General features: G+C 46.5%; 18 protein-coding genes and 1 pseudogene. 5 read left to right on the top strand and 14 right to left on the bottom strand.

The window, feature by feature from the left end; genetic code table 11:
* Nucleotides 1–534 precede the first annotated feature (534 nt).
* Nucleotides 535–1017, top strand: a complete 483-nt coding sequence (locus tag JWJ90_RS09515; RefSeq protein WP_205226986.1) for a hypothetical protein — start codon at nt 535–537, stop codon at nt 1015–1017.
* Between the two features lie 70 nt (nt 1018–1087).
* On the opposite strand, the gene JWJ90_RS09510 is transcribed toward JWJ90_RS09515, so the two are convergent.
* The 6 genes from JWJ90_RS09510 to JWJ90_RS09485 all read right to left on the bottom strand — a co-directional run bounded on the left by JWJ90_RS09510 (nt 1088) and on the right by JWJ90_RS09485 (nt 7277).
* Nucleotides 1088–1783 (bottom strand): type 1 glutamine amidotransferase, encoded by a 696-nt coding sequence (locus JWJ90_RS09510; protein WP_205226985.1) that lies wholly within the window; start codon nt 1781–1783, stop codon nt 1088–1090.
* Nucleotides 1784–1901: 118 nt separating this feature from the next.
* Entirely contained in the window at nt 1902–3536 is a 1635-nt protein-coding gene (locus JWJ90_RS09505) for an eCIS core domain-containing protein (protein ID WP_205226984.1), read from the bottom strand.
* A gap of 29 nt (nt 3537–3565) precedes the next feature.
* Nucleotides 3566–4534, bottom strand: a complete 969-nt coding sequence (locus JWJ90_RS09500; RefSeq protein ID WP_205226983.1) for a zinc-dependent alcohol dehydrogenase family protein — start codon at nt 4532–4534, stop codon at nt 3566–3568.
* 48 nt (nt 4535–4582) lie between these two features.
* Nucleotides 4583–4780, bottom strand: a complete 198-nt coding sequence (locus JWJ90_RS09495; RefSeq protein WP_205226982.1) for a hypothetical protein — start codon at nt 4778–4780, stop codon at nt 4583–4585.
* 178 nt (nt 4781–4958) lie between these two features.
* Nucleotides 4959–6341 carry a hypothetical protein gene (locus JWJ90_RS09490; protein ID WP_205226981.1) on the bottom strand — a complete coding sequence of 461 codons (1383 nt, stop codon included), beginning with the start codon at nt 6339–6341 and terminating at the stop codon, nt 4959–4961.
* Between the two features lie 150 nt (nt 6342–6491).
* On the bottom strand, nt 6492–7277 hold the full coding sequence (locus JWJ90_RS09485) for a peptidoglycan-binding protein (protein WP_205226980.1): 786 nt from the start codon (nt 7275–7277) through the stop codon (nt 6492–6494).
* A gap of 1061 nt (nt 7278–8338) precedes the next feature.
* Here JWJ90_RS09485 and JWJ90_RS23725 point away from each other — a divergent pair.
* The 4 genes and pseudogenes from JWJ90_RS23725 to JWJ90_RS09465 form a co-directional block, all read left to right on the top strand.
* On the top strand, nt 8339–11572 hold the full coding sequence (locus tag JWJ90_RS23725) for an RHS repeat domain-containing protein (RefSeq protein ID WP_338032315.1): 3234 nt from the start codon (nt 8339–8341) through the stop codon (nt 11570–11572).
* A gap of 219 nt (nt 11573–11791) precedes the next feature.
* On the top strand, nt 11792–12661 hold the full coding sequence (locus tag JWJ90_RS09475) for an RHS repeat domain-containing protein (RefSeq protein ID WP_205226978.1): 870 nt from the start codon (nt 11792–11794) through the stop codon (nt 12659–12661).
* Nucleotides 12662–12670: 9 nt separating this feature from the next.
* Nucleotides 12671–13027 (top strand): tetratricopeptide repeat protein, encoded by a 357-nt coding sequence (locus tag JWJ90_RS23930; protein WP_205227022.1) that lies wholly within the window; start codon nt 12671–12673, stop codon nt 13025–13027.
* A 6-nt stretch (nt 13028–13033) separates the two neighbouring features.
* Nucleotides 13034–13346, top strand: a pseudogene (locus tag JWJ90_RS09465) (ATP-binding protein); the annotation flags it as partial.
* Nucleotides 13347–13430: 84 nt separating this feature from the next.
* Here JWJ90_RS09465 and JWJ90_RS09460 read toward each other — a convergent pair.
* The 8 genes from JWJ90_RS09460 to JWJ90_RS09425 all read right to left on the bottom strand — a co-directional run bounded on the left by JWJ90_RS09460 (nt 13431) and on the right by JWJ90_RS09425 (nt 22631).
* Nucleotides 13431–13895: a septal ring lytic transglycosylase RlpA family protein gene (locus JWJ90_RS09460; protein ID WP_205227021.1), complete on the bottom strand. Its 465-nt coding sequence runs from the start codon at nt 13893–13895 to the stop codon at nt 13431–13433.
* Between the two features lie 395 nt (nt 13896–14290).
* Entirely contained in the window at nt 14291–14512 is a 222-nt protein-coding gene (locus JWJ90_RS09455) for a hypothetical protein (RefSeq protein WP_205226977.1), read from the bottom strand.
* A 274-nt stretch (nt 14513–14786) separates the two neighbouring features.
* Nucleotides 14787–15173: a hypothetical protein gene (locus JWJ90_RS09450; RefSeq protein ID WP_205226976.1), complete on the bottom strand. Its 387-nt coding sequence runs from the start codon at nt 15171–15173 to the stop codon at nt 14787–14789.
* Between the two features lie 2 nt (nt 15174–15175).
* Nucleotides 15176–16840, bottom strand: a complete 1665-nt coding sequence (locus JWJ90_RS09445) for a metallopeptidase domain-containing protein (protein WP_205226975.1) — start codon at nt 16838–16840, stop codon at nt 15176–15178.
* Between the two features lie 123 nt (nt 16841–16963).
* Nucleotides 16964–17587, bottom strand: a complete 624-nt coding sequence (locus JWJ90_RS09440) for a hypothetical protein (protein ID WP_205226974.1) — start codon at nt 17585–17587, stop codon at nt 16964–16966.
* 244 nt (nt 17588–17831) lie between these two features.
* Nucleotides 17832–18443 carry a hypothetical protein gene (locus JWJ90_RS09435; RefSeq protein ID WP_205226973.1) on the bottom strand — a complete coding sequence of 204 codons (612 nt, stop codon included), beginning with the start codon at nt 18441–18443 and terminating at the stop codon, nt 17832–17834.
* Nucleotides 18444–18657: 214 nt separating this feature from the next.
* Entirely contained in the window at nt 18658–20109 is a 1452-nt protein-coding gene (gltA, locus tag JWJ90_RS09430; RefSeq protein WP_205226972.1) for an NADPH-dependent glutamate synthase, read from the bottom strand.
* Between the two features lie 20 nt (nt 20110–20129).
* Nucleotides 20130–22631, bottom strand: coding sequence for a sulfide/dihydroorotate dehydrogenase-like FAD/NAD-binding protein (locus JWJ90_RS09425; RefSeq protein WP_205226971.1), 2502 nt, complete (start codon nt 22629–22631; stop codon nt 20130–20132).
* Nucleotides 22632–22634 lie beyond the last annotated feature (3 nt).

Here is a 22634-nt window from a genome sequence, read left to right as displayed (position 1 = left end):
TTACAAGTCTGACTGTACGTCTCTTATGGGACAATGTCAACGTTTTCAATAGAGTAGAAGGAATGTTAAGTGGTTGTCTCTCTGTTCATGTTAGTGGGCATGTTTGATCTCCAACTCCACCATTATTCTATGGGCGTATCTCCATCGGCAAGGGCAAGCAAAGACGTGCCCTTGTCCTTATAGGCCGGGGTGAAGGCTCTGAAGTGGTCCATCCCGGCATCATAATGGATTTTCCTCTTAAGGGTGTCTTGAATAATTAGATTTTTCAATCAAGGCCAGGTAAGCGTAGACTCCGAGGATTGCGCAAAATTTTACCGCAGGCATATGTGTGATATCGGAGTCTTCGCTTACCTCCGAGGATAAAATTTTAAGCGTGACGCCGGGATTGGCAGAAAAAGCAATTATTCAAGATGCCCTTAAGATTGTCTGTGCAGACGCCGATTGATCCCTTAAGCTTAAACTGCTTAGAATCGGATGTTTTCAGGATATTTGCTCCACCAGTATGATAAATTGCACCCCCTGAGGAGGATGAGCATGGGAATTCAGCCCGCCTGGGCATCTACTGCCGCTTCATTTTATTTGAATTCACCCCGCCAGCAGCACCTCCCTGCCGGATCGTCAGACTCCACTTCATCAAAAAGTTTTGCCGACATGGTTACGAGCTCGCAGGCTGCGTACGACCAAGCCAAAGGCGGCGCCGACTACAATTTCACCAACATGACACCAAAACAGATGATGAAAGTTTCTCAGGAACTCTATGATTCTGGTAAGATAAATAGCAAGCAGCACCTTATGTTAATAAGTACCGGCCTGACGCTTGGTCACACTGGAAAAAATGGCCAGTACATCTCACCCTCGGATGCTGAAATTGCCCGCCACAACAATACGCCGATGGATTATATCCAATATAGCAAAGATCGAATCAGGTATCTTGAATCAACAGGCCAGACAACGGATCCTCAATTTGGATACGAGAGCTGGAAAGACATCCTTGCTACCATGCAGGGATTGACCTAAAGGACAATCTCAATTTTTGAGATAGTAAGAGTCGCTCCTTCTTGGGAACGTTTTATTGCGTACTTACTCGTTAGCCTTTATTTAATTGTAAATATTCAAGAACTTCGCCCATCAAACCGTTTATTGTTGAATAGCGATCTTGGGGAGCGGACAAAATCTCTTCTTTTGACTGGATATATTCCCCCCAAATAAGTTCATCTCTGCAATTCTCGACAATTGCTGCCGCAGTTACCGGCGTAGTTTCCAGGTGGAATTGCAATCCGATGACATTTCGGCCAATTTGAAAGGCTTGATTATCGCACCCCTTACTTTTTGCTATTTGAACAGCATCTTTGGGCAGGCTGAAGGTTTCACCATGCCAGTGAAACACTTCTGCCTTTTGGGGGAAGTGAAAAATGAAAGAGCTATCGGATTCAACTGCTTCAACTGGGAACCAGCCAATTTCTTTCACTGAATTCGGAAAGACTCTACCGCCCAAAGCGTTAGAAATGAGTTGGGCTCCCAAACAAATACCAAGAACTGGCTTTCCCGCATTGATAGCAGTTTTTATGTATTCCTTTTCTTCTACTAACCAAGGGTGTCCCTGCTCGTCATTGACGCTCATCGGCCCACCCATGACAATAAGTAAATCAATATCCTCGATTTCTGGGAGAACTCCGGAATTGAAGAATTGGGTGCATGATATTTCATACCCAGAATTTTGGAGCCAGGCCTCTATGCTGCCTAAACCTTCAAATAGTACATGCTGTAAGTAATGTGCTCGCATCTTAGATCTCATAGAAATAAACATTCCATATCTGATCTTGCTGTTTTCTATCAATACACATCCTGCGGCTCTGTTTGCCACCAAATTTTGATCCAAGTCCCCTTTCTCAGAAACTCAGCTAAAATGGCCGGGCATGCTTACGCCAGTAGTCCCATGCTTCGTCGAAAAATGGCATGAAAGCATGCGCCAGTCCGCATTTATAAGTGAGCTGCTCAATGAATGAATTGCTGTTTGGTCCGTCCCATCGGTAGGGGACCTTGCGATCATAACTGCGGACAACGGATTCGATGCAGGCTGGAAGTGCTGCACAGGACGGCTGAGAGTATTCCATCCTAGCTCTTACATGACCGCGCGTCTCCCAAGCATTTTTTTCGATTCCTGCGGCTGTAACCGTGTTCGTCTTATCCGGCCCCGCTTCCACGAGCCATCTCTCGGCTGCTGTACCGTTGTAGAAGTTAATATATGTGTGCATTTTCCCAAAAGGGTAATTCAGCCAGTACCCCACCTCCCTTGCTCCCATCACGCTGTAGCATGGCCGGGAGAACGGTGGTATTGTTATTGGCGGAACAACACTTCCACCGTCTTCTGCATCCAGTCGAATCCACGTGCGTTCTCCAATCTTTCCATCCCACTTGCTGTCAGATGGCGTGGCAGTCGTTGTCTCGGTGGAATAGGGAAATCTCGCAGCCTGAAAGATGAGAGTGGCATATGTCGTGCTTCGACCAAACTTGCAGTCTACGTCCAGCATGTCTCCCACTTCCTTCGGATTTTTTGGCGGATTGGCCTTCAGTAGTGCGTAGTTTGAATCCATTTTTTGCTGCGCTCGAGTCGTAGGAGCGCTCGCTCGCTCCGCAGCGAATCCTCGAAGGAAGCGATTGAGTTTGATCTGCGCATCACCAACGTCTGCAATCGATGGTCGAGGAGGAGCGCCCCAACTGTCGTAGATAAGTGGGTACCCTTGTCTCTTGATAGGATCGCAGTCCAGTGGTTGTCTCTGCACAATGGCCCGTTGAGTATTCGCCTGCTGCACCACGTGCGTCAGCTCATGGGCAATTAACCGACGCGTAGTCTCTGTTTGCGGACGATATTCTCCGGGGGCAAACATGACGTGCGGTCCGACCGTAAAGGCGCGCGCTCGTACCGATAGGCTGGCCTGACCAGCATCGAAATCATCATGGATCTGTACTTTGCTGAAATCATGGCCGAATCGTTGCTCCATAAACGTACGAGTACTGGAATCCAGCGGCCGACCGGGCTTCCGCAGGGCTTCATAGACGATAGGTGGTGCCTCACCCAAGGCCGAGCCTCCGCCACACAACCTTTTCGTTTGCAGCTCCTTTTTTTCCTCTTCTTCGCATGATGCATACTTGCGACTGACCTCTGATGGCGCGGAAACGCACTGGAACTCAGGTTTGGACATTCTTATCACCTGATCAGCGACACGATCTGCTTCTTGTTCGTATTCGTCCCCAGGGGTGTTGATGGCCAATTTCGGGTGTATCTGTCCTGCTGAAACGGGCATCCGACTAAAAACGTGTCCAATACCAATTGATTTTGTACCGGTCAGTACAGTGTTGCGTTCATCAGCGTGTCTTTGCAACAGCAGCTGTACAGCTTGATTTCCGATCGTGCGCTGGAGATGGAGGATAGAATTCACTGCATGGTTATGCCCGAAGTGTGTCCGGACAGGTGGCGCAGATTTGAGAGAATTAGTCTGCTGAGCAGCTTTCGGTTTTTGTAGGAAAGTCTTCATGGTCAATCTCCTCGCTTAATAACGCCGTGTTAGTCAACAAAAAGAGCCTTCCCTGATTGTGCAGGTTTTTTAGCAGAGACAATAGCTTGCTGTATATCATTTAAGCCGAAAGAATCAGCGACGGGCAACAGTTCTGGAGAAGCTGAAAGTAAATTCCAGAGCTGCTCTTGCGCTATGGATAATTTTTCTTTCGAAAGGCTATCAAGCCATCCATCAATTCCAAAGCCTTGCCACGTCACACTTCTGAATAGAATCTGGGAAGCTTTAAGCGTAATGTCTGTATCGTCGAGTATGCCGTAGGAAATCAGACGAGATTTAGGCGCCAAGGCATTTATCAAAGCCACGATATCGCTACCGCCAACCGGGTCTAGAGCAGCATGGAATTCCCCGTGGTGGTTAACGACCTTTTCCAGTGTTTGGGCTACGTTAGCCCCATTAGCAATAACTTGATAGCTCTCATTGAGCGCTGAATAGCGACCTTTATCGCGGACGAGCAAGGTGGGCGTCAAACCTCTTTGCTTTGCAAGATGAGCTAAAAGACGTGCAACAACTGAGCGTCCCGCAGTAGCGAGAATACGAGAAGAAACTTTCAGATTACATTCGTCCAACAAACCCCAGGCTGTAAGCGGGTTTAGAGAAAATTGACAAGCAACGCTATCAGGTATTTCCGGAGGAACCGGATAAACTCTGGAAGTTGGAGCAATCGCACATTCTGCCCAAGTACCTTTGCTGCGGAAAGCAACCCGATCACCTACCTCCAATGATGAAACCCCTGCCCCGCAGGAAATGATCGTACCAACTCCCTCAAGCCCCGCAGCCTGTGGAAACTCCGGCTGTATTCTGTAACGCCCCTGAATAAAGAGAAAGTCAGCTGGTTGAATTGGTCTGGCAGATACCCTAATGAGTACTTGCTCTGCGGTTGGAGTGGGAGGTGATATGTTTCGGAATACCAAAACGTTCTCTGGTTCTCCAGGATGATCAAAAACTATTGCCTTCATTGATACCTCCGAGTTGGCTAATCGCGGAGTTGACCAGCTCCGGAATTTTTAGGTGGTGTAAAGAGCGTTGAGCTTTCCTGTAACGTGCGGGATATCTTCACAGAATACATCAACCTGCACTTGAGGATGATTAACGGAAAACTCTTGCAGTATTCCAGGAAGATGCTTCATGTAATGAAGGAAATGGGCAAAATCGATTAACTGTTGCTTGGTTAATGGTGAAAAGGTGGAGATGCTGGTCAACATTGAACTGGGTCCAAATGATCTCAGAAACGTTATGCCGCGCCCTATGCGCCGAGGTTCTGCACTTCAATGGAAATGTTAATAATCGAGAAGACAAAGTCAGCATTATCTATTCACGGCGACGGAGTCGCCGTGAATAGAATGATCACTGGTTTATACGGTGCATTGTTTGGGGGTATCCCTATTTGAGAAGGAGATTTGCAATAATATCTCCAAACAGCTCCGGGTGGTCCCAATAGCGACTATGGGTAAAGGGATAGAGGTTCGATAAAAATCTTTTTCTTTCATTGCAATCCCTTTTAATGAAACAACAATTCAGGTTCACAACATTGTTATAGTAATCTAGGTGCCCACTGACAGCATCGTTTGTGTCGTAGTAATTCCGCCAGGAAATATCCTGGAAATATCGGGGCAGGGTGGAGTTAAGCTTGAATTCTGCCGGGCCTAAAGTGGCTTGCCAGTCTTTTTCTTTGAAACAGTGAAAATGTTCAATCATCTGACGCTTCAAAAAAGCCTTTTTTTGCGTTCTTTCGCGGAAGAAAAAGGCGATCTTGTCCAGGGGGCAGCCAAAGGTAGCATAACCCGACAGTAGTTCAGATATATGAATTTTATCGCCCTGGGATGACTGGAGATGCCCGTCAATGTCTACACCTTCGACTTCACCATGAGCGATGAGGTGACTCAGTCTATTGATTGCATCGAAGGAGACCTGACTGCCAAGGGAGTGGGCGGCGATAACCACCTTTCCGTATGGTAGTTTTTTTTGGTTAGTCACGGAGTCGAGTCTGGGCTCAATCAAGTATTTAAGCGCCTTGACCGCCCCGAGCAGAATGCGTCTGCGCACCTGATAGAGCTCTTTTTTGACGTCGGTAACATTATAGGCGACGACATCTCCGGCAATATTCGTCAGCAGACTGAAAAATGTTTTTTGTAGTCTCTGGTAACCGGAATAGGCGAATGGGCCTATCAAAGGGATTCTCCGCAGCAGATTGAGGCAAGCTTCCGTTGTTTTGGTGAGGAGGGGAATGGCGATTAATGCGATTTTCAACGTCCATTTATAACGGTTCTTTTGAAATTGGCCATTCTTGGTAAAAAAGCTCTGATCTCCATGGCGCTCAATAAAATTCTTTTGCTCATAGAAATCACTGGCCCCTTTGGCAACCGACTCAACCCAGTCCTGCATGTCGGTTATGCTTACCCGGTCTTGGGCGTAATTGGCCCAATAGTACTCGTAAATATCCAGGTGAGTCTTGGTTGAGTTGCAGGTGATCCGGATAAAGTTGTCAAACCAGACAGAGTTGCTGTCGGTCGATTTTTTGGCAAGGTGATGACTGAGAGTCAAGGACTCCTGATCATGGCCGCCATACTTGCCAAAGGCTTTCAAAAGTCCACGGGCAAAAGTGTCCAAGGTCTCGAGAGGATTCTGGTTACCGACCCCGTGGAATACCAGGATCGCCGTATCCTCACGGACCCAGGCCTTGTTGGACAAATCAGCTGCTGTAAAGACATCGGACAAATTGCTTTCTACATACGGTCTGTTTACTCCTTTTGCTTCTGGTGCCATAACTCCTCCTTGAATCGTGCGAATTATATTTGGAGCTGCCACAAGCTAGATCAGCTGTCTTCTGGATATTTTCATGAATCCGTGAGCATGCAGCCGAGAGTATTTTTTACGTTGGCTGAATTGGACACGCTACGTGTCTGTGCGTGTTCCTTATCCCTCCAGCTTTGCGGCGGCAACCAGATCAGCGATAAGAACACTATCCAGGCCGGTTTCGCCGCTTAGAAAAGCAATATCTTCAGGTGTTAGTTGCTCTAGAGGTACCCCCTCCAATAACGGTGATATTTCAGCCAGAAGACGTGCGTGTTCAAATCCTTCCGGCTCCACACTGTTTATCACCAGATCAACAATTGCTTCCGTTTGTGCATTAAACATAATGTCAGATTCCGCCAACAAACTTCCTCCAGCCGAATAAACCCGCACCAATAGATCAGCCTGATGTTTTTCAGCTCGGCTGAATTGATCCTTGGTATAACCAATTACGTAGAACCCTTGACGGTCGGTACGGCCTTTACCCAGTAACTGCTCATGGCGCAAATCCTTATCAAATACGCGCACCAAACCTCCAACGTAACGACGACCATCCGCCTGTTTAACATGGCCCTGTACCTTGTATGGTGAGGACTCGGGTTCAGTGTTCTGTTCAAGCAGCCCCCATTTATCCAGTAGCCTATTTATGGCAACCATCGTTTGCTGGCCAATAACACCATCTGGTTTCAGGGAGTGATCTTCTTGGAATTTCTTCACTATCGAGAAGGTAGCAGTCCCGTAGGTCTGGCTTGATCGCTCGGATGCCAACCCGGTTTTCCAAACAAGAAGTATACGTGAGCTGATCGGTGTAATTACCTTCCGATCAAGCATAACGAGTAAGGCATCCTGAAGATTGACTATAGCCGAACCTTTATCGCCTTTCTTGAGGGGACAAGTAATTTTCTCCATGGATTGGCTCCTTCGGACTAACCACATCAGTGGGATAGGAACGAGTAAACGGGGGGAATCCGATAGTTATGGGATTTAAAGGCTGGCTACTATACAAAGAGTCTTCGTCCCCCATGCAGCCGTCTGCATGGAGTATCGCGCAAGCAGTTTGCCATAAACATCGGATGAACCAGTGTTACATCGATAATGGGCAGATTATATCCTCTTAAGAAAAAAAGCGCATTGCCAGTTAACAGAGGCGAGATTTTAAAAAAAAATTTTAGACGCCACTGTTTTCAACGTCTTCAGGATATGAAAGATAATATACAATTTTATTGTATTGACATCAGTGTTGTAACCTGTTTTGTAATGTTGAAAAAATATATATCAATATCGTGCCATTAGGTAACTATACCTAACGGTAAAAAACGTTAAATAAAATCTACATAAACAACGTCATGTGTATTCTCTGTACATTTTTTCGTTTATTAATATCTTCTTTAAGAGATATTTTTAATTGTTTGTTTTGATTTTTTAAAATTATTTATCTAGAAAAGTGTTGTTCTCTGTTATTGCTTTAGATGATATGGTGTAATTTTGTTGTGTATGTTGAATGATATTGGTTAGTTATTATAACTATACTGTATATTTTTCAGCGTGTGCGGTAGTATTTATTATAATATTTGGTAATATGTGTGTCTATGTTGTATGCTTGCAGTAAATTTTTTATAAAAAATAATTTTTACTGCAAAGGAATATTGTATTCTTCTTTCATAAGAAGCGCTTGTGAGGAGATTAACTATTGTTAAACTGTATGTTTGATCGTAATTTTAATACTATATATTTTATCCTTTTTAGGATACATGTGTGCTATGTGTTAATTTTTAATATTGAGTTATTAAATAAAGATAGGTGGTTTTATGAATGAGTGCTTAGTATCAGGTGTAAATAAATTTATTGTAATTTTATTATTAATATTTACTGCAATAACTACCTCTTTTGCGGCGGATGATGAAGATAAAAGTGTGATTGGTTCAGGTCAAATCACTTTTCGATAACCAGTTCATGCGCAGAATGAAAAAATAGATCTTTTCAATGGTAGTGTAGTTCTCACTCATGAGGATTTAGTTTTGCCTGGTGACGGTGGGTTAGATCTTAAAATATTTAGAACGTATAATACCGATAGGATAACAAGTTATACGCCTGGTTTTCAATCGTCGCTGGGTAAAGGTTGGGATATTACGTTTGGGAGCCTTCATGTAAAAAATTCCAGGGTAGAGGTTGCTCTGCCGGACGGAACCAAAAGTGTCGCGTATAAAATGGAAGGTGGCTCTAGCTATGATTACATTACTAAAGATTTTTGGAGAGTATGTCTTTCTTCTGGTAGCAACAGAACATTAACATTAACCGATGGAACAAAATTTATTTTTGAAAAAAGTAGTGGGTCGGGTTGGTATTATGCAACGAAAATAGAAAAAGGAGGAAATGTAATTGAAATTACATACCTTCCAAGATCGCATAAACTTGACCAAGTGATTTATAGAAATTCAGGAGAAGAAAAATGTGTAAATTTTGAATATTTTCCCAATACGTATAGAATTTCTTCTATATCATGGGGTGATTTTGATAAAAAATTTATTTCATATACATATACCAGTAATAATATAGGGCTTGAAACGGTTAGCTATCCCACAGGAGAGAAGTGGGAGTATGAATATACTACATCTCCAAAATATATTATAAAAACTGTTACAACTCCTTATGGAGGTGTGTGCGATTATACGTTCCATTGGGTGTATAAGAGAGTAGATTTTTGTACAGCTAAAGGTCAGATTAGTCTCACTAATAAAACAGTTACTGATAATGATCATGTGTTTTCATGGGAATATGAATATAATTATGAAAGCGGGGAGTATGATTATACAATAATTACAGATTCTGATAATAGAACTGAAGAATATAGATATTTTGGATTTAAAAGTTCTAAAAGTGGAGAGTGCTACAAATATGGTCTCCAGCAGGCAAAGATAGTAAATGATAACGGGTTTGAAGAGACAACTGAATACACTTGGTCAAAATTACCTGAAAAAATATCAACATATAGATATATCGTTCAGTCAACATGTGGCGATGATGATGTGTTTGTTCCTGTTTTATTGGAAGAAGTGGTGACGAAGAATGGCACTGTCTATACTAAAAATTTTAGTGATTTTGATGAATATGGAAATGTTGGAAAAATAGAAGAGTCAGGATTGGCTACCAGGACGATCACCCGAACATTTTGGAAAAATATTACAGATAACATGGTGAAAGGGTTTGTTGAAAATTTAACCATCAAAGGAGGTGATGATACACCTAGAAATTTTTCAATAAAATATTTTTACTATGATAGTGGCGAATTTATTGGTAAGTTGCGGCAGATCATTAAATATGGTGTGAAGACATCATATACATATGATCAAAATTCAAATATTGCGAGTATTACGAATGCTAATAATAAAGTGACCAATTATAATTGGTCTAATGGATCAGTTAATAAAATTGATAACGGTCTTTATGCCGTTACTAGAGATATTAATTGGGATGGAACCGTGAAAAGTGAAACGAATGGGAGGGGATTCACTACCCACTATGATTATGATGATAATATGAGGCTTGTCAAGATTACTCCCCCCATAGGAAAACCGACAACAATTACCTATAAACTGACTAATGGGTTCTTGACAGAGAAAGTGCAAAAGAGGGGTGGCTTTTCAGAATCAACCCATTATGATGGTCTGGGGCGATCCTGGAAAAAAACCAACTCACTTGGAGTAGAAACAAAAAATATTTACAGGGCAAACGGACAGGTCGATTACAGTATATCAAATATTGGTGATGATATATATTTCGATAGCCTCGGAAGGATTTCAAGAATAGCTCATAAAGATAACAATGAAGTAACGTATCAATATACAGACGATTCAAATTTTTCAATTATTGATGAGTCTGGAAGATCATCATTTTTTAAATATAGCTTTTTTGCAAATCCAGATGAAAAATTCCTTATCTCTGTTCAAGATGCTCAAAAAAAATACACATATTATGATTATAATGTTTTAGGAAGTATCGTCGCTATACGAAAAGATAAATTAAAAAGGATATTTAGGTATGATTCTAAAAATTTCCTTACAAGTGAGTTTCATCCAGAAAGCGGGACAACATCCTACACGGCTCGAGATAACCTCGGCAATCTTAAGCAAAAAATAGAAAGTGGCAAGACCGTTAACTACGCCTATGATGCACTCTCTCGACTAACCTCAAGACGATCCGGACCTTATTACCAGAATTTCACCTATGATCGCAACAATAACATCTTAAAGGCCTCATCGCCCAACGTTACCATCACGTATTCCTATGACGCCGCCGACAGAGTACTCGGAGTTTCGTCAAACATTCACGGTGTGACAAAAAAGGTAGCCTATCATTATGACGGCAATGACAATCTTACCCGGATTACCTATCCTTCAGGCACCATCGTCAATTACGCTTATAACGCCCTTAATCAAGTGACTCGAATTTCAGGGTTTGGCGGTTGGGTGGGCAACATCCATTATCATACCACTGCGCCTAGAATTGGGCTTTTGAAAGATTACACGCGAACAAACGGGCAAACGCTCACTTACAATTGGGACAGACGCCGAAATATCTTGAATTGTGGCCCCCCTCAATATCGCCTCAGGTTCGGGTATGACGAAAGAGGAAATTTGACTCAATATTGGCAGGCTGGGGCCAGCCAGAGTTTCACCTACGATGCCCTCAATCGTCTCAGAGTTTTTCGCGGTCCTTGGGGGGAGGGGGCGTACACTTACGATTCCATGGATAATATGACTAAGTTCAGAGTCGGGACTTCAGCCACTACTTACACCTTCGATGCCAATAGTAACCGTTTGATCAAGGAAAACAGCACTCCTGTTAAACACAATGGTGGTAACGTTGCCCGTATCGGTAATCTCAGTCTCACTTACGACCCTTTCAACAACCAAATATTAGCCAAAGAAAACACTTCGCTGCTTGGGAGGTATGGCTACGATGCGTTTAACAACCGCGTTCGGAAAAATGCCGATAACCAAATCACCCACTACTATTACGATACCGGTGGTAATATACTTTCCGAGATGACGGGGGCTGGGAAGAATCTATATGATTACGTCTACCTCAACAATATTTTGGTGGCGCGAGTTGGTAAAGCTGTTTCGCCAGCAGCGGCGACAGGCAGCGTAGTTTCTACCGCCATTAACGCAGGCGTACTTTTAGGGGGGGCAACCATGAAGTAAGACGTTAAGGGAGATGCATCATCAGGGATTGTGGAGTTCGATTCGGATAACGACAAGTTATTTGAAGCTGATGCAAATTCTGTCGGTGACCATGCTGATAGCTCGTCAACATCAACGAAGAACTCAGCATTACCGAAGAAGTTGGTCCCCATTTACGAATTATTGCTTCTAAGATGAGCTAGAAATTGCAGAGACACCCTTACAATGAGAACCGATTTTATGAAAGACTGGATAATAAAAATTGTCGCGCTTGTGGTTTTGCTGTCCTTCACATCGCTGCCCCTAGCGGCCGAAGTCCTTTATTACGATACGAATAATGTCGGGACGCCTGTTGCCATGTGGGATTCCGCTGGCCGAAAGGTGTGGGAGGTCACATATTATCCTTTTGGCACCGAGTATCAAACCTCGACAATGCGCAGGGAGAATACAAGAAAGTTCGCTGGTAAGGAAAAAGACAAGGAAACCGATCTCTCCTATTTCGGCGCGCGCTATTATGATGACCTTTCTGGGCGGTTTCTTACCCCAGACCCGGTCCGGCCCGTTGATGCATTCACCAGCAAAACAAATCAGAAGATTCTTGATAATCCTCAGCGACTGAATCGCTATGCCTATGGCCTCAATAATCCGTACAAATATGTTGATCCGGACGGGGAGTTTGCAGTAGTTGCTGCGCTTGCGATAGGAGCCTTTGCACTTGATGCAATGATGCCGCAATCAACCGATGTGCCTAATAGCAAAGGGTTCCTTGATCATGCTGATAATGCAACAATGGTTGCTGGCGGGCTTTCGGTAGCTAATTTGGCGTTTAAATTACCAAAAATTGTCAAGTCAGCTAAAGGAGTCACTGGTTTATTCAGAAACATCAAATATAATTATAGAATAGACACAAATAAAGTTGCCCCAGGTGAAGGTGGCTTCCACGTACATGTTTACAAGGGCAAAGATGAAATAGCAAAATTAAATGGAAAAGGTGGCTGGGTAAAAACACATGAAGGTAAAGAGCTTCTAAAACCTTCTCAGGTTCCTAAAGATGTAAAACAAGACCTCAATCGTCTGATAAAACACACAAAAAAGAATCTTAAAGATTAGAGTTATGCAATGGCCGAAGACAGCTACTACTATTATTGCCTAGGGGAAGATAGTGTTAAGAAAGGTAATTGGGAAGAAGCAGAAACTTATTATCTAAAATCCCTCGAACTTGGTGAGCATTTTAAAACTCATCACAAACTTTCACTTCTTTATCGTAATTTTGATAAATCAGACAAAGCAGAACACCATTTAGAGCAGGCTTTTTTATTGAATCCTAAAAACGATAAAATTGCCTTAGAATATTCTGAAATGATTGCGCAAAAAGATCGTCATTTCGAAGCGGTGGAAATTTTAGAATCAATTCTTAAAAGGAATAACACCTATGGGCCTGCTATCAAATTAAAAGCTTTATTAATGAAGGAATAAACATGAATTGACCTGGCCAAAGGTGATGGCCGATACCTAAAGCTCCTGAAAGCCTTTGCTAAAGCCGATCTGCTGGTACTTGATGACTATGGCTTAACACAGCTGGTCCAGGAGCAGCGACATGACCTATTAGAGATACTTGAAGATCGTCATGGCTTGAATCCACCCTTGTCACCAGCCAGCTCCCTGTGGACCACTGGCATGAACAAATTGGCGATCCGACCGTGGCAGACGCCATCCTGGACCGGTGGTCCACACTGCTCACAAAATACAACTGAAAGGAGAATCAATGAGAAAAAAGAAGGCAAACTTGACCTGAATGGCGATAACGAGGTAATGGAATAACAACCGCGTCGCTTCGCTCCGATCACCCGGCCGAGACCACTGGAACAGGTGGCCGGGATCAAATGGAATCAGTGACCGGCTTCGACTGGACTGACTGGCCGGATGCTCTGGAATACACATGTTTGTCACGTGCTCTATCTACTACTTCAATTTTTACAATAATTAACCCTGATGAGATACTCCCTATACTCCTAAACGCACTTTTTGAAAGATCAATAATTCGTCCCTCAATATATGGGCCGCGGTCATTAATCATAACAATGACACTTTTGCCGTTTTTGAGATTTGTTACTTTTACTTTTAAACCGAACGGCAGGTCTTTGTGTGCAGCTGTTTTGAGTTTGTGTTTATAGATGGATCCATTAGCTGTTCTTCTATTTTGTTGTTTATCCGCGTAATAGGATGCTTGGCCAGTCTCAGTATAACCAATCCAATTACTCCCAGAACCTGGTTGTACCGCAGAACAGCCTGCTATATAAAAGAGAAGAAAAAAGGCGGATATTTTTACTAGATAGGATTCCATTTTTTGTATTTGATGTATTTCAGCGTAACCGATCAAGGGGTAATCACCAAGGGGCCATGGGCTCCATGGTTTTGTCTCCTTCCAACCAACCACATCAGTGGATCAGGATTTGTCATTCTATGGTTCTGAAGGGCGAGGTAGCGGTTGTTCACCAGTACTACGAGATGTTTTCATGGCACGGATCCGCAATAACTCATGCCTTTCCTTCTTTCATGGCGACGAAGTGGCACAGATCACGTGCGATCCGAGTTTACGCGTTTGTTAAGCGTGCCGTGAGATGAAAGCAGGAATAGTATCTGATCTCGCTTCTACTGTTTAAAAATGCACTCATTATTATCATAATTGAATTGACCGCCGGAATCGAAACAAGAATCTGCTGCCAAGCACTCTTGAACTCAGTCATAGCCTACGGAAAGACAGAATATGATTACAGCCCATGCAAGAATTCCTACTACAAAAACTAAAACCCCATCTGGATCAATCGACTTTGAAAAAGCTCTACAAACTAAATAACCAAGACCTTTTATGGCAATTCTAAGGAATATTTCAGCAAAAAAACGCCCTATGAAACGAAGTGTTCCTCCTACTAGCTCCCCTGCTATTTCTCCAAGTGGCATGATCTTTTCTTTTGACGCTTTATCGTGAAGTCAGTTCCACGGTTCACGGCGAGGAAGTCTCCAAGAACGTTTCACATCACAGGCTTGAAAGAAATAAAGCGAGAAACGAGCGACGCTTTTTTCGGTCCAGGTGTATGTGATTATTAGCTCTTCCATGTTCCAGTAAAATGAATGATGTTATCCGGGAACTCTTTTGATACCACCTTCGCCGTGAACTCCTTCGCTACGCTATTTACGGTTTTTTTTTAGTTACTCCCTCTCGTCTGCAAATTGGTTAATTCAAAACAGGTCTTCTAATCGCAGGAGCGACAGGCACAGTTTTCATGGGAGTGATAGGCCTTAACAACGCTGCTCTCCCAATTTTCAAGGACCGTGGTAACTTGTTTTTTAAAAATGATTTTACTGTCGCATTACCCGAGACAAATTTTACACCATCACCAATGCGATCAAGTTCCAAGACGACTGGATTGCCATCGAGTGTGGCTTTTACCGTCGCTTTATCCTTGTTCATTGTGATCGTCTGGGGTTGCATTCCAAGCTGACGTAGATCATTTCGGATGACTGCTTCAGACCTCAGTGCAATGCGGTTTTCTATAGGGCAATGAGCGAAAGCGGCATGATTAGCTAATGCTAGAAGGCATAAAACGAGTAGATATTTCATTTTTAAGCTCCTTTATTCGCAAGACGGCTGTGAGCAACTTCGTTTTCATTTCTGGCTTTGGTTCGACTTGTAGTGGAAACACAGGTATGATCGTTCGGAAAGGCATTCCGCCATACATACCCCTGACGGCACGTATCTGGTCCCCATGCCCCGCCACCAGGCTGTCTTCTGGAAGGCCCTAAACGATTTTCTTCCTTCACCTCATTGCGGCGAGCAGGTGTTACACACACCCAGTCGCGTTTGTCTGCTTCACGCCATACATAGCCCTGTTTACAGGTGTTTGGCCCATAAGTGGCACCACCAATTCGTTTTTCCCATGCGATGGCATTTTCTTGCTTTACTTTGGTACGGCTTGCCGGTGTTACACAGACATGATCATTTGGTTTACTTTCACGCCATACATACCCTTGGCGGCAGGTATCCGGACCATAAGCACCGCCCCCAGGTTGCCTTCTTGAAGGACCCATTGTATTTTCCTGCTTTACTGCAGTGCGTCGGGCAACGGTAACACATACTTTGTCGTCGGGCTGAGCTTCTCGCCATACATACCCCTGTATGCAATATTCCGGGCGTGTTGATCTGATTCGTACCTGAGCTTTCCCTGTACTCGCGTCTTTTGAAACGAGATCGATGCGCACTCCGTTTAGATTGATTGATTCTTTTGGTAGACGATTCCCGGTATGATTACGGATGAGATAGCTTCGATAGGCTGAATTCGTGCTGAGCGAGTTGTCAGAACATTTGCGGAATTTTTTGTTAACTACCTCATTAATCATGACGGTATCTCCGGGGATACCTCCATCCCAACCTTCTGGAACCCGGTATTCTACGGTGTAATAGTGATTTAGGTCCGTAGTATCAAAGGGTATGCGCGCAGTAATGTAACCTCTCTCTCCCGGTCTGGTTAATGCCGTCAATGTTATTGTTTCATCGTAATTACCATTGGCACCAAAGCGGTAAATTCTATTTCTATCCAGCCAACCCATACGGTCAAGGTGATATGCATTTAACCCAGGCCCTGTGCGCCCAAAATTACCCAGATTTTGTGCCCATACATCACTATAGCTCATCATGTCCCACTGATTATCATATTCACCTTTGGAGGCCCATATGGCATTACAATGATTGGGATCGTCGGAAAAAGAATGTTGTAATGAAATACCATGACCGACTTCATGCGCAATAACACCAATGCCTGCATCATCAGCTAAAAAAGCACCGCCATCGAAACCAAAGGTGTCGATGCCAGGGCTTGTAATTACAACTACCGTATGATCGGCCGGTGGTGTATATCCTTCAGACTTTGCTTTATCCACGCAGTCCGTATGTTTCTTTCTCCTGTCAGCTGATCCGCCCCCTCCATATGCTTGAGACTCAGCTATGGTTTTATTTAGAGTATACCAACCCTTTACGACCGATCCGTTGAGTGTAATCGAGCCGTGTGAAACATCATCCCAGTAGTCAGCGTGCCCACCACTACCTATTTTAATCAGTAGATCCTCATAGAATTGCTTGTTATTAGGCGGAGTAGGTGAGTCTTTATATTTACAAAGAAGCACACTCAATTTTACGGCACCACGAAACGGTCGCTGTTCACCGGCTTCAACAGATGTTGCAAACAGAATGCAACACAATACGAGTAATTTTAAGACTGCATGATTGATCATTTTATTTTCCTCTCAATTGAAAAATTAGACATCCAATCATTTGTTTCTCCTGCTTTATGGTTTGAAGGCAAAAAGGTGGAATTCAGCGGACATGCTCTGTTTGCGGGGGCTACTGATTGCTGATTATGCTATCCCTAGAATAGGTGGGGTTTCATCCTGCGATGGTGATCCTCCAGGAACCGGAGGCAAGCCAGGTAATGGCGTTCCACCAGAAGACGGGGATCCGCCACGTAGTTCAGCATGTAGCTCATCTGCTAATTCGATCATATTCTTCAATAACTTCTCTATTGAAGGTTTGCTTAACATTAGTTCATCGAGCTGTTTTTTTACACTTAATTCTCTTTTATACGCACTACTAGCACTCGCAATCGTTCCCGAACATATTAGCACCGTACTCACATCATCTACAAATGAACTTAACTGCCTATGCATATTAAAAAAATTATCCTTAGCATTTTTTAATCTCGATTTAGCAATAAAGTTCATCCAGCCTAAATTGGATAGCAATTCATCAAATGTCTTTGACATATCCATATTTAGTTCTTCGAAATCCTGTATCATCTCACGTAACCTATTAGCAAACTCGCCGGACATGGTAATAGCTTCAGCGCGAAGTTTAGTAATGATGACCGAAAGACTATCGTCTTCCATCTCTGGAAGCTCACCCCATTCCACTAACTTCGCAAGTTCGGCGGTCAAACTTAAAACGGTTTTTCCTGCCTCAAAAACAGTAAGTAAATCACTCACGGTCAACCTCCTTTTGCTCTATAGCTTTAAGAACAACTTCATTGAAGCTCAAGTTTCGGAGTTGCTATATCTTGCTAAATTAATACGTTTAAATTCCAATAATTGGCTTTTTAGGGGGGATATAATTGATACCGGCAATCTCAAGCTGTTTTCGTGGATTGGATTTGAGATTTTTCTGGTTTTATCAACTTGGAACAGTGTCAGAAAAAGGGGCTTGCCAACATAATCAGGAGTGTCTTTAGGCCTACCTGCCTGGCATATTTTGAGGGATCATATTCTGAAATGAGCCGAACATACACATAGACTGGGCAGCACAATCGGCCGGGGAGTGAATAGAGGTGGAGGCAATACACTGCTGGGTGGTGGGCGTCCAGCTCGGACAGACCTGCAGACAACTCTGATAGGCAGCCTCTTTATCCTCGGCAGTGGCATCATCGCCGTAACCTGCGCATTTGGCATAATTTCGACAGGCTTTTTCGCAGCCAACTCCTGCCTCGGCAGGCTCGATCGTTTCCCCTGTATCTCCTGTCTCCGCGCAGTAAGGTGATTCGTCAAAAATCTGGGCACAGGAGTCCGCATCATCGATACAGTCTGCTGTATCCTGGGTCCAATCGGCCCCGCACATGAGCAGGCAGGAGGACTCTTCCAGTATTCCATTTTCAAGGTCCCTGCCTACCGTATTGCCGTTGGCAACATCTTCGGCACAGAGGTCCCTAATCTGGGTGCAAAGCGTGAGACAATCATCGGAGGAGAGCGGTGGTTCCGTTTCATCGTCTGCTGCGAAGGCGACGGTCTGTTTTGTGCAAAGATTCAAAGCTATCAAGAGAAGGAACGCGAAGAGGGTAGTCTTTTTCATTTTGCAGTTTTCCCGGGAGGATAGTGGTGGAAGGGTGATGAGCTGTCTTTTTGGGGATTCCCCCATGATTGGTTGGAAATATTTTATCGTATTTGACGAAATAACAAAAAGATATATTGAATCTGTGGCAAAACGGGGAGGGGAGATTGCGGGAGAGGAGGCCTGGAGAGGGAATAGGCGGCATCGGGAAGTGATGCCGCCTGAAAAAAAGAGCTTAGGCTTGGGGCGGATCCACCCCCATGAGGTAGCGGTGCATGTAAAAGGCTGCCTTTTTGCCCTGGCCCATGGCGCTGATGACCGTGGCCGCTCCTGAAACAATATCGCCACCGGCAAAAACACCGAGCTTGGAGGTCATCATCGAATCATCATCAGTATTGATGGTGCCCCAGCGGGAGGTTTCTATTTCCGGAGATGTCTGCGGGACCAGTGGGTTGGGGCGGTTGCCGATGGCCACGATCACCGTATCCGCAGGCACGATATACTCGCTGCCCTCGACTGTGACCGGGCGGCGACGACCTGAGGCATCAGGCTCTCCCAGCTCCATCTTGAGGCACTCAACACCGGTCACCCGATTCTGTTCGTCAATGACGATGCGTTTGGGGTTGGTGAGCATGTGAAACTCGACCCCTTCCTCCTCGGCGTGATGGATTTCCTCGTCGCGGGCGGGCATCTCAGCCTTGGAGCGGCGGTAGACGATGGCCGAATCCGCGCCCAGGCGCAGGGCGGTGCGGGCGGCATCCATGGCAACATTCCCGCCGCCCACGGTCACTGCCCGGTGGGGACGGATGGGCGAGGTGGCAAACCGGGGAAAGTCTATGGCCCTCATGAGGTTTGCCCGGGTCAGGAACTCGTTGGCTGAGAAAACGCCAATGGCATTTTCGTTCTCAATACCCAGGAACATGGGCAGGCCAGCCCCGGTGGCAATAAAGACCGAGTCAAATCCCGCATCTAAAAGTTGATCCACGGTTTCCGACTTACCGATGACATAGTCGGTGTGAATGGTTACGCCCATCTTTTTGAGGCTGTTGACCTCGTATTGAACAATCTCCTTGGGCAGGCGAAACTGGGGGATACCGTACATTAGAACCCCTCCGGCCAGGTGCAGGGCCTCGAACATGACCACCTCGTGGCCCCAGCGGGCCAATTCTCCCGCAACCGTGATCCCTGCAGGACCTGCGCCCACGATGGCCACCTTTTTTCCGGTTGCCTTGGCCTTGACCGGATCAGGGACACCCCCTTTTTTCCGGGCATAGTCGGCCGCGAAACGCTCCAGGCGGCCAATGGCCACGGGCTCACCTTTTTTGCCGAGAATACAGCGCGACTCACACTGGCTCTCCTGCGGGCAGACACGACCACAGACAGCGGGCAGGGCGGTGTATTCTTTGAGCTTTAAGAGGGCACCGATAAAGTTGCCGGCCGCAATCTCTTTGATAAAGGACGGAATATAAATGGAAACCGGGCAGCCCTCGACGCAGCCGGGTTTTTTACACTGAATGCAGCGAGAGGCCTCAAGCATGGCGGTCTCTTCGCTGTAGCCCCGGGGTACCTCTTCAAAGTTGGTGCGCCGTCGACGCGGATCCTGTTCCGGCATGGGCTGGCGCGGAATTTTGGCCCGGCCTTTTTTAGGGGATGGGGTTTGCTCAGCCTTGGTATTGGTGGTTGTCATTATTGTTCACTCCGCTTGTGTTAACGACCGCAGCTGCAGCCATTCCCCTGGGCCTGATGCATCAGCGCCGTCAGGTCGACCTGTTGTGAGAGCGCCTGGACCTCCTGGCGTGCGTAGGCACTGCGTCTGGAGGCCAGCTCGTCCCAGTCAATGGCGTGGCCATCAAAGATTGGTCCGTCCACGCAGGCAAATTTGGTGTCCTCACCTATAGTAACGCGGCAGGCACCACACATGCCGGTCCCGTCCACCATAATCGGGTTGAGGGCCACAAGCGTAGGGATAGCCAGCTCTTTGGAGACGGCCGTGGCCATACGCATCATAAAGGTGCAGCCGATGGCGATGAACTGATTGACCGGTTCCCGGTCGGCCACCTGGGCGATAACCTCCTGAATACCTCCGCGGACACCTTCGCTGCCATCTTTGGTGGCGATAATCAACTCATCGCAGACTTCAGCGAGAGTATCCTGCATGTAGAGCAGGTAACTCGACGAGGCCTCAATGGCACAGATGACCCGGTTTCCAGCCTGACGTAGCGCCCTAGCCAGGGGATAGATGGCACCGATACCGTAGCAGCCGCCTCCCAGAACCACGGTCCCTTTGTTTTCGATTGCAAGGGGTAGGCCGAGCGGCCCGCTGACATGGGCCATGGTTTCGCCCGCCGCAAGCGAGGCCAACTCACGACTGGAGCGTCCCACCTCTTCGATCACCAGCGATATGGTGCCCGCCTTCGCATCCCAATCCACCAGGGTGAAGGGGGAGCGTTCCGAGGTTTCTTTGGCCATGAGAATGACAAACTGGCCCGGCTGGGCAAATTTGGCCACCTGGGGGGCAACCACCTTGAAGAAATGCATGTTGGGGGCGATCTCTTTTTTCTCGGTGATGGTAAAGCCCGCACCCGTTGGTTCGGTAACCGCTGTTTTTGGCGTTGCCGGCAGACCAAAGGCCCCCAGAGAGGGAAGGATATCAGCCAGCAGATGCCCGCGAAAGCGGGTGGCCAGCTCACGCACATTTTGGCGTGGATTGCCTGGGATGGGCTCTGGTGGAGGATCGTTTACAATCGCCGGGGTGATGCCCGCCACAGAAGTATGCTCAAAGCTGCGCAGGTTCAGGGCCTGGCCAAGTGAACAGAGGATGTGCCATTCGGGCCGGGCATCGCCGGGGGCACGACTGCAGCCAGCCATGGGCTTGATGCGACAGTGGGCATTACGGAAGGTACCACCCGCCTCAGAGAGAATAGCCGCGGGCAAAACGATGTTTGCCGCCTCGGAAACCGGTGAGGGCAGGGCGTCGATAATCACAGAACACTTGAGCCTGGTGACCAGCTCAAGCGGGACCAGGTTGCCGCCAACGATGACAGCGGTGATGGCACCTTTTTCAACCGATTGCATCAGGGAAGAAATCTGGCTGTCCTCTGCTCCTGCATTGACCGCAAGGGTGATCAGCTGACCGCCGAGCTGGCTGGCCAGTTGGCCGTAAAGGTATCGATCTTCACGGGAGGTGGATGCGCTGGCAACCACTGCGATCTTACCCCGATGCTGTGCCAGCTGGCTGGCGGTAACTTCCAAGGTTCCCTGCCAGTCCATGGGGATGAGATCCTCTCCCTCGCGGACCAGAGGCCGGGTCAAGCGGTTGGCGTTCGCCAGGATCTGGGCGGCTCCGAAACGACCCAGGGCACAGAGGCCTGCCTCCTGACTGAACTCGGTCATGGTGTAGGCCAGAAGTCGTCCTTCCTTGACCTGGGCAACCACAGAGCAGCCCTCCGGACAGAGTTGGCAGGTTGAGGTGATCTCCTGCTCGGGTTTGCCCTGCCAGCGGGCAAAACGGTCGGTCAGGGTCCCGGTGGGACAGATGTCAATGCAGGCACCGCAGAAAGTACAGCCGGAAAAGACATGGCTCTTGTCAAAGGCGGTGCCGATTCGGGCCCATTTGCCGCGGTTGATGATCGAGATTGCGGGTTGACCGTGAATTTTTTCACAGATGCGCCAACAGCGACCGCAGAGCACGCAGAGGTTGTAGTCCCGATCCATGAAGGGATCGTCGCGTTCCAGGTTGTAAGAGGCATAGAGCGTGGGCAGGTGCAACTCGTTGCTTCCGGCCTTGAGCGCCATCTCCCGAAGATCACATTCATCCCGGTTGGCACAGAAACCGCAGCGGGTGGAGCGTGCCGCCTTGGTGGCCGTGGGCCGGTACTGCTCGCAGGCCTCACGATGGACGCAGACCAGGCAGCTGTTGGGGTGACCGGAGAACATCAGCTCCAGGGTTCGATTGCGCAGTTCTCTCAGCGGCTCTGATTGGGTGGTGACCTGCATCCCCTCAGTGGCGGGGGTGGTGCAGGAGGTGGGGTAGCCGCGTACACCCTTGATTTCGACAACGCAGATGCGACAGGCGCCGTACGGGTTGAGGTCTTTGTGGGCACAGATGGTGGGTATGGCAATACCGGCCTTGCGGGCGGCTTCAAGAACCGTTGTGCCTTCTTCGACCTCAACGGATCGTCCGTCAATGGTCAAACTGATGCTGCCCATGTG

Source organism: Desulfobulbus rhabdoformis, from assembly GCF_016919065.1.
GTDB classification, from domain to species: Bacteria; Desulfobacterota; Desulfobulbia; order Desulfobulbales; family Desulfobulbaceae; genus Desulfobulbus; species Desulfobulbus rhabdoformis.
The sequence above is the reverse complement of the archived record's forward strand: the minus strand, read 5'-3'. Positions and strand labels throughout refer to the sequence as shown.